This is a genomic window from Streptomyces xanthophaeus, from assembly GCF_000725805.1.
Lineage (GTDB): Bacteria > Actinomycetota > Actinomycetes > Streptomycetales > Streptomycetaceae > Streptomyces > Streptomyces xanthophaeus.
In genome coordinates this window covers 401,107-412,597 of sequence record NZ_JOFT01000017.1, presented here as the reverse complement: position 1 = coordinate 412,597, position 11,491 = coordinate 401,107, and the positions used below count along the sequence as shown (strand labels likewise).

12 protein-coding genes are annotated in these 11,491 nt (G+C 72.3%); 9 read left to right on the top strand and 3 right to left on the bottom strand.

Going from position 1 to position 11,491, the window contains the following annotated elements:
• From IO30_RS43345 to mtnC, 8 genes are all read left to right on the top strand, one after another.
• Nucleotides 1-131, top strand: a 131-nt coding sequence (locus IO30_RS43345; protein WP_167347256.1) for a methionine adenosyltransferase domain-containing protein, incomplete at its 5' end; no start/stop codon positions are given.
• Nucleotides 128-1,705, top strand: a complete 1,578-nt coding sequence (gene mtnA / locus IO30_RS46345; protein ID WP_078904406.1) for an S-methyl-5-thioribose-1-phosphate isomerase — start codon at nt 128-130, stop codon at nt 1,703-1,705. The genes IO30_RS43345 and mtnA, both read left to right, overlap by 4 nt.
• Nucleotides 1,702-2,355: a methylthioribulose 1-phosphate dehydratase gene (mtnB, locus tag IO30_RS0112525; protein ID WP_051902154.1), complete on the top strand. Its 654-nt coding sequence runs from the start codon at nt 1,702-1,704 to the stop codon at nt 2,353-2,355. The genes mtnA and mtnB overlap by 4 nt, the downstream gene beginning before the upstream one ends.
• A 47-nt stretch (nt 2,356-2,402) precedes the next feature.
• Nucleotides 2,403-3,224, top strand: a complete 822-nt coding sequence (locus IO30_RS0112520; protein ID WP_031142301.1) for an S-methyl-5'-thioadenosine phosphorylase — start codon at nt 2,403-2,405, stop codon at nt 3,222-3,224.
• Nucleotides 3,221-4,399: a pyridoxal phosphate-dependent aminotransferase gene (locus IO30_RS0112515; protein ID WP_031142299.1), complete on the top strand. Its 1,179-nt coding sequence runs from the start codon at nt 3,221-3,223 to the stop codon at nt 4,397-4,399. The genes IO30_RS0112520 and IO30_RS0112515 overlap by 4 nt, the downstream gene beginning before the upstream one ends.
• A gap of 413 nt (nt 4,400-4,812) precedes the next feature.
• Entirely contained in the window at nt 4,813-5,127 is a 315-nt protein-coding gene (locus IO30_RS46340; protein WP_199921139.1) for a response regulator transcription factor, read from the top strand.
• Between the two features lie 53 nt (nt 5,128-5,180).
• Entirely contained in the window at nt 5,181-5,774 is a 594-nt protein-coding gene (locus tag IO30_RS0112505; protein WP_031142295.1) for a 1,2-dihydroxy-3-keto-5-methylthiopentene dioxygenase, read from the top strand.
• Entirely contained in the window at nt 5,771-6,490 is a 720-nt protein-coding gene (mtnC, locus tag IO30_RS0112500) for an acireductone synthase (protein ID WP_031142293.1), read from the top strand. Before IO30_RS0112505 ends, mtnC begins: the two co-directional genes overlap by 4 nt.
• A gap of 76 nt (nt 6,491-6,566) precedes the next feature.
• On the opposite strand, the gene IO30_RS0112495 is transcribed toward mtnC, so the two are convergent.
• From IO30_RS0112495 to IO30_RS0112485, 3 genes are read right to left on the bottom strand one after another with little or no spacing between them, the layout of a single operon-like run.
• Nucleotides 6,567-7,292, bottom strand: a complete 726-nt coding sequence (locus IO30_RS0112495) for a 4'-phosphopantetheinyl transferase family protein (protein WP_078904408.1) — start codon at nt 7,290-7,292, stop codon at nt 6,567-6,569.
• Entirely contained in the window at nt 7,289-8,560 is a 1,272-nt protein-coding gene (locus IO30_RS0112490; RefSeq protein WP_031142289.1) for an ATP-grasp domain-containing protein, read from the bottom strand. The genes IO30_RS0112495 and IO30_RS0112490 overlap by 4 nt, the downstream gene beginning before the upstream one ends.
• 1 nt (nt 8,561) lies before the next feature.
• Entirely contained in the window at nt 8,562-9,845 is a 1,284-nt protein-coding gene (locus tag IO30_RS0112485; RefSeq protein ID WP_031142287.1) for an MFS transporter, read from the bottom strand.
• 364 nt (nt 9,846-10,209) lie between these two features.
• Between IO30_RS0112485 and IO30_RS0112480 the strand changes: the two genes are divergently transcribed.
• A complete protein-coding gene (locus IO30_RS0112480; RefSeq protein WP_037893745.1) occupies nt 10,210-11,472 on the top strand; it encodes a cysteine desulfurase in 1,263 nt (420 codons plus the stop codon).
• Nucleotides 11,473-11,491: the final 19 nt, after the last annotated feature.

Below are 11,491 nucleotides of genomic sequence, written 5' to 3'. Positions count from 1 at the left end.
GCGACCTCGACCTGCTGCGCCCGATCTACTCCCAGACCGCCGCCTACGGCCACTTCGGCCGCGAGCTGCCCGACTTCACCTGGGAGCGCACCGACCGCGTCGACGCCCTGCGCACGGCGGTGGGGGCATGAGCGAGCGGCCCACCGGAACGGCCCCGGCGGTCTCCCTCGCCTGGGAGGACGGGGCGATCGTCACGCTCGACCAGCGCGCCCTGCCGCGCGAGCACCGGACCCTGCGCCTGACCGAGGTCGACCAGGTCGTCGACGCCATCACCACCCTGGCCGTACGCGGAGCTCCCGCGATCGGCCTGGCCGGCGCGCTCGGCGTCGCGCTCAGCGCCTACGCCCACACGCACGGCGGCACGCTCGACGAGGCGAAGGTACGGGCCGACGCCGAGCGACTGGCCGCGGCCCGCCCCACCGCGGTGAACCTGGCCTGGGCGGTCGGCCGCGTCCTGACCCGCCTGGACGGGGGAGCCGATGCGGTGCTCGCCGAGGGGCTCGCCCTGCTGGCCGAGGACGTGGCCGTCAACACCGCCATGGTGCAGCGGGCCGCCGCCCTCGTCGAGTCGCTGGCCCCGGACCGGCCGCTGCGCCTGCTCACCCACTGCAACACCGGCCGGCTGGCCACGGCCGCGGTCGGCACGGCGCTCGGCACGATCATCGAACTCGCCCGCCGGGGCCGGGTCGCCGACGTGCTCGTCGACGAGACCCGCCCGCTCCTGCAAGGGGCCCGGCTGACCGCCTGGGAGCTGGGCGAGGCGGACGTGCCGTACCGGCTGTGCGTGGACTCGGCGGCCGCCGCGGCGATGGCCCAGGGGCTGGTGGACTGCGTGCTCGTCGGCGCCGACCGCATCACGGCGAACGGCGACACCGCGAACAAGATCGGCACCTACGGCCTGGCGGTGGCCGCCGCCCGGCACGGGATCCCGTTCATCGTGGTCGCTCCCGAATCCACCTGGGACGAACGGCTGGCGCACGGCTCGCAGATCGTCGTCGAGGAGCGCTCCCCGCACGAGGTGACCGGCTTCGCCGGGGTCCCCACCGCGCCCGAGGGCGCCGCCGTGTTCAACCCCGCCTTCGACGTCACGCCCGCCGAGCTGATCACCGCCGTCGTCACCGAGCACCGGGTGTTCGACGGGGGCCGGGCCGTCCCCGGCAGCGCGCCGTCCCTGTCTCCGGCTCCGTCGGAGCGGATAGCCGGGCTGCTGGAGGAGTTCCCCGACCACCCCACCCCCGGCGTGGTCTTCCGGGACCTGTCCCGCGTCTACGCCGAGCCGGGCCTGCTCGCCGCCCTCGCCGCCCAGGTGGTCGCCGAGTTCGGCGGAGCGTACGACCGGGTCCTGGCCGTGGAGTCCCGGGGCTTCGTGCTCGGCGCGGCCGTGGCGGCCCGCGCCGGGCTGCCGCTCACCCTGGTCCGCAAGCCCGGGAAGCTGCCCGGCGCCGTGCACTCGGCGGCGTACGCGCTGGAGTACGGAGAGGACCGCCTGGAGATCCGTACCGACGCCCTCGCCCCCGGCGAACGGGTGCTGTGCGTCGACGACGTCCTGGCCACCGGGGGCACCCTCGGCGCGACGGCCCGGCTCGCCCAGGCCTGCGGGGCGAAGGTCGCGGGGCTCGTGGTCCTCGTCGAACTGACCGGGCTCGGCGGCCGCGAGGCCCTGGCCGAGCACCCCGTCACGGCCCTGTGCGAGGTGCCGGTATGACGGCCGTCCCGGACACCGGCGCGCCCGCCGGGCACGAGGCCGTGGGAGCCGAACTGGCCCGCTATTCCCGCATGTTCTACGAGCGGGGCTGGATGCCCGGCACCTCGGGCAACCTCTCGGTGCGGCTCCCCGGGGCTGAGGCGGACACCGCGCTCATCACGGCCAGCGGCCGGGCCAAGGGCGAACTCACGGCGCACGACATGGTCGCCGTCCGGGCCGGGAGCGGCGAGGTGCTGCACCCCGGCCCCCTGCGCGCCTCGGCGGAGACCTCCATCCACGCGGCGGTCTACCGGACCACGGACGCGGGAGCCGTCATCCACGTCCACTCCCCGTACGCCACGGTCGCCGCGTGCCGGGCCGGTGCCCGCGAGCACGCCACCTCGCTGGAACTCACCCGGTTCGAGCTCCTGAAGGGCCTGGGGCTGGACGCTGCGGAGCGCACCGAGGTCCCCGTCTTCCCCAACTGGCCCGACGTACCGCGGATCGCGGCCGAGGTGGCCGGCCACCTCGGCCGCGCCGAGCGGTGTCCGCCCGGACTGCTGATCGCCGACCACGGCATCACCGTCTGGGGGAGCGACCTCGCCCAGGCGCGCAACCGCCTGGAGTGCTTCGAGGCGATCTGCCAGCTGCTCACCCTCGGCGTGGACTGACCGCCGCGCCGTCCGCAACCCCGTCACACGTCTTCAGGAGGAACCCCATGGCAGAGCCGGCAGTGCAGGCAGTCCAGGCAGAGATCGCCGTCATCGGCGGCAGCGGCTTCTACGAGCTGCTGGAGGAAGCCGAGCGGATCGAGGTGGACACGCCCTACGGTGCGCCGTCGGACACGATCACCGTGGGCACGGTCGGCGGCCGCGCCGTCGCCTTCCTGCCCCGGCACGGCAAGGGCCACCAGCACCCCGCCCACAAGATCAACTACCGTGCGAACCTGTGGGCCCTGCGCTCCCTCGGCGTACGGCAGATCCTCGCGCCCTGCGCCGTCGGATCGCTGCGCCGCGAGCTCGGCCCGGGCTCGGTGGTCGTCCCCGACCAGATCGTCGACCGCACCACCGGGCGCATCCAGACCTTCTACGACCAGGGCGCCGTCCACGTCTCCTTCGCCGACCCGTACTGCCCGCACGGGAGGACCGCGGCCCTCAAGGGCGCCGCCGCCGCGGGCACCGTGGCCACCGACGGGGGCGCGATGGTCGTCATCGACGGACCGCGCTTCTCCACCCGCGCGGAGTCGCAGTGGTACGCCTCGGCCGGCTGGTCCCTGGTGAACATGACCGGCCACCCGGAGGCCGTCCTCGCCCGCGAACTCGCCCTCTGCTACACCTCGGTGGCCCTCGTCACCGACCTCGACGCCGGGATCAGCGCCGAGGAGAGCGTCTCGCAGGAGGAGGTCTTCAAGGTGTTCGCGCAGAACGTCCAGCAGCTGCGGAAGGTCGTCCTGGAGACCATCCGGGAGCTCCCGGCCGAGCGCGGCTGCGGCTGCTCCCAGGTCCTCGACGGCATGAGCGTCCCGCTGGACCTGCCGTGACGGCACACCGGGGGAGCCCGGTCGAACACCGCCTGAGCGGCTTCGGCACCACCGTCTTCGCCGAGATGTCCGAACTGGCCGCCCGCACCGGGGCCGTCAACCTCGGCCAGGGGTTCCCCGACACCGACGGGCCCGAGGAGATCCGGGAAGCCGCGGTGCGCGCGCTGCGGGACGGCCGCGGCAACCAGTACCCGCCGGGAGCCGGCGTCCCCGAACTGCGCACGGCGGTGGCGGAGCACCAGAGCCGCTGGTACGGCCTGACGTACGACCCCGACACGGAAGTGCTGGTGACGGCGGGCGCGACGGAGGCGATCGCCGCCACCTTGCTCGCCCTGGTCCGCCCCGGCGACGAGGTGATCGCGCTGGAGCCGTACTACGACTCCTACGCCGCCTGCGTGGAACTGGCGGGTGGGACCAGGGTGCCCGTGACCCTGCGGCCGCACGAGGGAGCGTTCCGGCTGGACCTCGACGAGCTGCGCGACGCGGTCACCCCACGCACCCGGCTGCTGCTCCTCAACACCCCCCACAACCCCACCGGAACCGTGCTCACCCGCGCGGAGCTGACCGCCATCGCCGAACTCGCCGTCGAGCGCGACCTGCTGGTGGTGATGGACGAGGTGTACGAGCACCTGGTCTTCGACGGCGCGCATGTGCCGATGGCCACACTTCCGGGGATGCGCGAGCGCACCGTCTCCATCGGGTCGGCCGGCAAGACCTTCTCCTTCACCGGGTGGAAGGTGGGCTGGGTCACGGCGCGACCGGAACTGGTGGCGGCGGTGCGCAGTGCGAAGCAGTACCTGACCTACGTCTCCTCCGGTCCCTTCCAGTACGCGGTGGCCGAGGCGCTCCGCATGCCCGACAGCTATTTCGCGTCATTCCGCGACGACCTGCGGGCGAAGCGGGACCTGCTCGTCGCGGGCCTGGAGTCGGCGGGATTCGGGGTGTACGAACCGGCGGGAACGTATTTCGTCACCGTCGATATCAGGCCAATGGGTGCGACGGACGGATTCTCCTTCTGCCGAGAGCTGCCGGGTCGGGCGGGAGTCGTGGCGATTCCGAACAGTGCTTTCTATGACGCTCCGGACCGACCTGTCCCCTTTGTTCGGTTCGCCTTCTGCAAGCGCACTTCGGTTCTGGAAGAGGCGGTACGGCGTCTCGGCGTGCTCGGCGCATAGCCGCGACCGGCTCGCACGGGCCCAGGTAATTGGTCAATCCCGTGGGTGGTTCTTTCTGTTAGGCTGGCGGTCAATGAAGCGGTCAGGAATTCGTCTGGCCGAGAATGGCGGGCGTACGCGGTGATGCCGTGGCCGGTGCCCGGCCGACCCTGAGGGGGTCCGGGCGGTGTCCGTAACCCGACCGCGCCCCGCGATGCGTGTCCGCCATGCCCGCAACAAGTCGCCGAACCAATCGACATAGGCCTCTCGAACCCGGCAGCCGTTCTCCAGTTCAGAGTGCGGGCTGCGCCCCGACCTCGTCGGGGGCTGCCCGGAGGCTGCCTGGCAGGGCGCACCACGTGATGCGCCCGAGGGCCGGCAGGGGGAGCATGATCACCGTGCAACGTGGACCCACCCATGGGGCAGAAGGAGGGGTGACGACACCTGACGACGTGTGGAATCGGATAAATTCGCTGATCGCAGACGCGGAGGCCGATTGGCTCGAGACCTCCGCGCGCCGCATCCGTGAACTCACGGAGCGGGAGTTCGACGTGTTCATCCTGCTCGGACGGGGCCTGTCGAACCAGGCCATCTCCCGCCTCCTGCTCGTCACGGAGCGCACCGTCAAGGCGCACGTGACGCGTGTCCTGGCCAAGCTCCAGCTCGAGTCACGGCTCCAGGCCGGTCTCGTGGCGCAGTCCTACACGCGCAAGGCAGCCCCGTATTCCCGTACATGCGCCGCGGGCTGAACTGTTCACGAAAATATCACACTCACCCGCAATAATTCATCAGGGGGATTGAAATGACACTGCTGATCACATGGCCGGAATCGGGTCCGGATACCACCGTGCGCCGCACCACGGACCCCACCGAGATCGCCGATGCGCTATCCCCGATCGGGGTGCGGTACGAACAGTGGCCGGTCCGCGACGACGTTCCCGCAGGGGCTCCGGCCGAGACCGTATTCGCCGCGTACCGCGAACAGATCGACAAGCTCAACGACGAAGAGGACTTCACCACGGTGGACGTGGTGTCGCTCCATCCGACGCAATCCCCGGAATGGCCGCAGACGGCAAAGGCGGCGCGTGAGAAGTTCCTCCGGGAACACACCCACGACGATGACGACGAGGTACGGTTCTTCGTCGCCGGCGCGGGAATCTTCTACCTGCACGTGAACGGCGAGATCCACGCCGTCTACTGCGAGAAGGGCGATCTCCTGGGCGTGCCCCGGGGGACCACGCACTGGTTCGACATGGGCACTTCGCCCTCCTTCACGGCCATCCGCTTCTTCCACGAGGAGGACGGGTGGATCGGGAACTTCACCGGCAGCGACATCGCCTCGCGCTTCCCCGACTTCGACCGGATCCACGCCGAGCACACCGGGCAGCCGGCGTGAGCCTGCGCTTCGACGCCGACTGCGTGGTCCTGGACATCGAGGGCACGACGAGTTCCACGGGCTTCGTCGTCGACGTGCTCTACCCCTACTCCCGGGCGGCGTTCGGCGCACTCCTGACCGAGCGCGCCGGTGAACCCGCCGTACGGGACGCCGTCGCCCGCGTCCGCGAACTCATCGGGGAACCGGACGCGGACGCGGCCCGGGTGGAGGAGGTCCTGAACTCCTGGCTCGACGAGGACCGCAAGGCCACCCCCCTCAAGACGCTCCAGGGAATCGTGTGGGCGCAGGGATTCGCCACCGGTGAGCTGGTCTCCCACTTCTACGCCGATGTCCTGCCGGCCCTGCGGCGCTGGCACGGCGCCGGGGTGGGACTGCACGTCTACTCCTCGGGATCGGTGGCCGCCCAGCGCGCCTGGTTCGGCCACAGCCCGGAAGGCGACCTGCTGCCCCTGGTCGGGGAGATGTTCGACACCGAGAACGCGGGGCCGAAGCAACAGCCCGACTCCTACCGGGCCATCGCCCGCTCCCTCGGCGTCCCCGCGGAGCGGATCCTCTTCCTCAGCGACCGCACCGCGGAGCTGACCGCGGCCCGCGCCGCCGGATGGCTGACGGCAGGACTCCGGCGCGCGGGCGAGCCGTACGCCGACGAGCCCGCCGACGGCCATCCCTGCACGGATTCGTTCGCCGCCATCGTGCCGGCCCCCGCGGCCGCCTGATCCGGCGCCCGGCACCCGGCAGCCCCGGGGCGCATCCCACCTGAGGTGAGGTTGCGCCCCGGGGCCGTGCCGTACCTCAGGGAGTCCGGTGGCGGACGGCGCAGGCGGCGGCGAACCCGGGGGGTGCGGTGACGCCCGTCAGGGTCCAGCCCGGCGGGGACGCGGCGCCGGCCCCGACGCCCACGTAGTCGAGGTGCAGACCCCTGGCCAGGCCCAGACCGGTCCCCTTGAGGTAGGCCTCCTTGCGCGTCCAGCAGGCGGCGAAGGCGGTGGGCCGCTCCTCGGGCGCCAGGGCGTCGAGTTCGGCCCGTTCGCGCACGTGCAGGGACGGTGCGAGATGGCCGAGGGCCTCCTGGGTCGGGGGCTTCTCCAGGTCGACGCCGACCGGGGTCCCGGCGAAGGCGAGCAGCGCCACGCCCGCGCTGTGCGAGACGGAGAAGTGCACGGGCGATCCGGCCGCGGCGGGCCGCCCGTGCGGACCGCCGCAGCCCGGGCAGCGCTCCCGTACCAGGCGCAGGGCGGCCGGGTCCTGCTCCAGGTAGGAGCCCAGCAGCAAGCGCAGGGCCACGTGCGTGGCGACGTAGATCCTGCGGTGCGCCTCCAGCCGGTAGGCGTCCGCCCGGGCCCGTTCCGAGGGGTCCAGGACCGCCTCGGACCCGGCGGCCGGGGCGGCGGGCCCGCGACTGTCGACGAGCCACAGCTGCGGACCCCCGTCCCGCCAGCGGCCCGGCACGGCGCCGGGCCGGTACGGGCGGGGGAGGGCGGGGGCCAGGAGGCCGCCGGCGGCGGGGGAGCGCTTCATGAGGCGGGCTCCGCTGCGGGCCCCGCGACCGGCTCCACCCGGAACCGCACCGACGCCACCAGACGGCCTGCCAGTTCCTCCGCCTCGCCCACCGTGTCGGCGCCGACGGCCAGCGCCCCGACCCGCTCCTCCGCGTGCGTGTACGGGGCGATGAGGTCACCCGGGGCGACCCGCAGTTCCGCCGCCAGCACCGACGGGTGCCCCGCGGCCTCCTCCCAGCCCTCCACGGCGAGGAGCCGGCCCGCGGGCGGCGTGAAGAAGCGCGAGGCCCCCGCGCGCGTGCAGGCCAGGGCGGAGGCGGCCGGGGGCCGGCCCAGGGCGTCGTCGAAGACCGCTCCGAACATCTCCAGACCGGGTACGGCGTGCGCGAGCATGCGGTGGATGTAGCCGCCCGCGAGCCGGGCGTGCACCTCTCCCAGGACGATGCCCTCGGCCGTCAGCCAGAACTCGACGTGGAACAGGCCGAACCGGAGCTTCAGTGCCCGCAGCGCCTCGGTGACCGTGTGCGCGACCTCGGCCGAAACCGCCGCGGGGAGCGGAGCGGGCAGGGAGTGGCCCACCTCCACGAAGTGCGGCGGCGGCAGCTTGCGCTTGGCCGTGACGGCCAGCACGTGCGGGGAGCCGTCCAGGAACAGGCCCTCGGCGCTGTACTCCTCGCCCTCGACGAACTCCTCCACCAGAAACGGCTCCTGACCGGGCAGCAGGTCCAGGGCCCGGGGCAGCTCCGCGGGATCCGTCACCTTGCTCACCCCGAGGCTCCCGCCGCCGACCCGCGGCTTGACCACCCAGGGGCCGCGCGTCTCCCGCAGGGCCCGCTCGGCCTCCTCGCGGCCGTGGCACAGGCGTACCTGCGGCTGGCGGAAACCGGCCCGGGCGAGGAACTCCCGGCAGGCGTCCTTGTTCCGGACGGTCTCCACCGACCACGGGGGATTGCCCGCGACGCCCAGTTCCTGCGCCATCCGCGCGGCCGGACCCAGGGCGGGCTCCCGGCCGGTGAACACCACACGGGGCCGGGGGTCACCCACGGAACGCTCCGCGGCCCACGCCACCATGGCGTCGGCGTCGGTGAACTCGACCGCGTCGGCCGCGTCGGCGAGAGCGACGGCCCGTTGCGTGCGGGGCAGGTCCGCCGCATGGCTCAGGAGCCTGGTGGCCAGCCCGCGCGCCTGCGCCTGTGCAAGGGCCGTGGCGACCACGTCGATGCTCAAGGGGGCCGGTCCGGCTCCTCCGACGAAGAGCACCTCGGGCGCCTTTTCCTGCTGTGTCATTTCACTTCCCCAGATTTTCGATCGGAATGTCGCGGATCCTGCGCACCGGCGAGAACACCAGGAAGAGGGGGCTTGCCCACATTCCCAGGACGCAGACGGCCAATGCCGTCCGGATATCGGAAACGGAAGCCAGGACGCCGCCGAAAAGGGCGCCGAACGGAATGGCTCCGAAGGCGACCCACAGCACGGACGCATTCGCGCGGGCCAGCAACTCCGGCGGGCAGACGTGCTGCCGGTAGGAGGTCTCCGCGGTGTTGTAGAGGACCTGGCTCACCGAGATGACGGTGAGGCCGATGGCGAAGAGGGAAATTCCCCAGCCCGGCCGGGCGAAGGGGATCGGGAGGCACAGCGGGCCGGCGGCCAGCAGCGACACCCACGTGATGCGGGCGGTGCCGATCCGCCGGCCGATCCGCCCGGCGAACATCCCCGCGAGGGCGCCCCCGGCCATTCCCGCGCTGAAGACCAGGCCGACGACCGTGGGAGTGGCCCCCAACTCGTCCACCAGGTAGACGGTCTGGAGCCCCCCCATCGCCATGAAGAAGAAGTTGGTGGAGGTGCTGCACAGCAGCAGCGGGCGCAGCGCCGGGTGCCGCACGACGAACCCCAGACCTTCGCGGACCGCGGCGGTGAAGGTCGGACGGGCCCCCGCACCGGTGGCCCCGAGATGCTGCTCCGGGGTGCGGAGCAGACCCAGCAGCACGGCGCTGACCAGGAAGGACGCGGCATCGGCCACGACGGTCCGCAGGGCGCCGAAGGCTCCGGCGAGGACGCCGCCGAGGGCCGGGCCGACGAGCTTGGCGACCGACTGGCCCATGCTCAGGTGGCCGTTGCCCTCGACCAGTTGCGTCTGCGCGACGATGCCGGGCAGTTGGGTGCGGAAGGCCACGTTGAAGAACACGGTGAGGATTCCGCAGGCCGTCACGACCACGTACACCTGGGCCAGGGTGGCCGTCCCGAAGAGGGCGACGGCGGGCAGCGAGAGCATGAGGGCCAGGCGCGCCAGATCGCAGCAGATCATCAGGCGGCGCCGCGGCAACCGGTCCACGACGACCCCGGCCGGCAGGGAGAAGAAGAGGAAGGGCAGCCAGGTGAGTGCCGTGATGGCGGACACCTCGAAGGCCGAGGCGTCGAGTTCGTTCGCCGCGAGCAGCGGAATGGCCACCCCTGAAATGCGGGCGCCGGTCTCGTTCACCGTCTGGGACGCCCAGAGGAGCCGGAAATCCCGCTGCCGCCACACCGGAGCGGCATGCGGCGCCGGTGTGGCGTCGGTCGCAGTGCTCGTCACGTGCTGCTCATCCCCCAAGATGTTTCGCCCGGAGCACGTGGCGTTGCGTGAAGAGGCCATTGCGGCACGCTTTGCTCCGGCCAGGCGCAAAGACGCCTCGCATTGTGCCACACGGTCAACACTGCGCAAGGGGAGCCGAGTTGCCCCTGAATTCGTGGTCCGTATCACGTGTACTTTCGTCCACTGCGCAATTGCGCGCGAGGTGTTTCAATCCCCTTCGCCCGCCGCCCGCCCCGCTTCCCGCCCCGACTCCCGCCCGTCCCCGCGGCCACCGGCCCGGCGGAGCCCACCGGCGGCGTTGCAACGGAATACGTGCGATAAGGTCGTTAGAAGTGCACGAACTCGTCGGAGGGAAGGGGTACACGTGAGCACGTCGGCCGAGGCACGGGCAGGGATTTCGGAGCTCGACACCGGGAGGATCCGGGCGGACTTCCCCATCCTCCGCAAGGTGTTGCGCAGCGGTGCGCCGCTGGTCTACCTCGATTCGGCGGCCACGACGCAGAAGCCGCTGCAAGTCCTGGACGCCGAGCGCGACTTCTACCTGAACCACAACGCCGCGGTGCACCGGGGGGCCCACCAGCTCGCCGAGGAGGCCACCGAGGCCTACGAGGACGCCCGCGCGACCGTGGCCGCCTTCGTCGGCGCCCGCCAGGACGAGGTGGTCTTCACCAAGAACGCCACCGAGGGCATCAACCTCGTGGCGTACTCCCTGGGCCAGACGGGCCGCATCAAGGCCGGGAACACGATCGTGGTGACCGAGATGGAGCACCACGCCAACCTCGTCCCCTGGCAGGAGCTCGCGCGGCGGACCGGCGCGACCCTGAAGTGGTTCCCGCTGACCGACGACGGACGGCTGGACCTGTCGGGCATCGACGACCTGATCACCGAGGACACGGCCGTCGTGGCCCTCACGCACCAGTCGAACGTGCTGGGCACGCTCAACCCGGTCGCCGAGATCGCGGAGCGCGCCCACCGCGCCGGAGCACTGGTGCTGGTCGACGCCGCACAGTCGGTGCCGCACCGGCCGGTCGACGTGAGCGCCCTCGGCGCGGACTTCCTCGTCTTCTCCGGCCACAAGATGCTCGCCCCCGGCGGCATCGGCGTCCTGTGGGGCCGCTACGAGCTCCTGGAGGAGCTGCCCCCCTTCCTCACCGGCGGCTCGATGATCGAGATCGTCACCATGGAGCACTCCACCTACCTCCCGCCGCCCCAGCGGTTCGAGGCCGGCGTGCCCATGACCGCACAGGCCGTCGGCCTGGGAGCGGCCGTCCGCTACCTCGACGCCCTCGGCATGGACCGGGTGGAGCGGCACGAGCACGCGCTGACGGAACTGGCGCTCGGTCTGCTCTCCGAGGTCCCCGGGGTACGGATCATCGGCCCGTCCGGGTCGCAGGACCGCGGTTCCACCGTCTCCTTCACGGTGGACGGCATCCATCCGCACGACGTCGGCCAGGTGCTCGACGACCAGGGCGTCGCCGTCCGCGTCGGCCACCACTGCGCGCGCCCGCTCATGCGCCGCTACGGGGTCCCGGCGACCACCCGCGCGAGCTTCTACGTCTACAACACGGCCGACGAGGTCGAGGCCCTGGCGCGCGGGGTGCGCGCCGCCCAGAAGTACTTCGCGTGACGCGCGGGCCCCGGCAGCG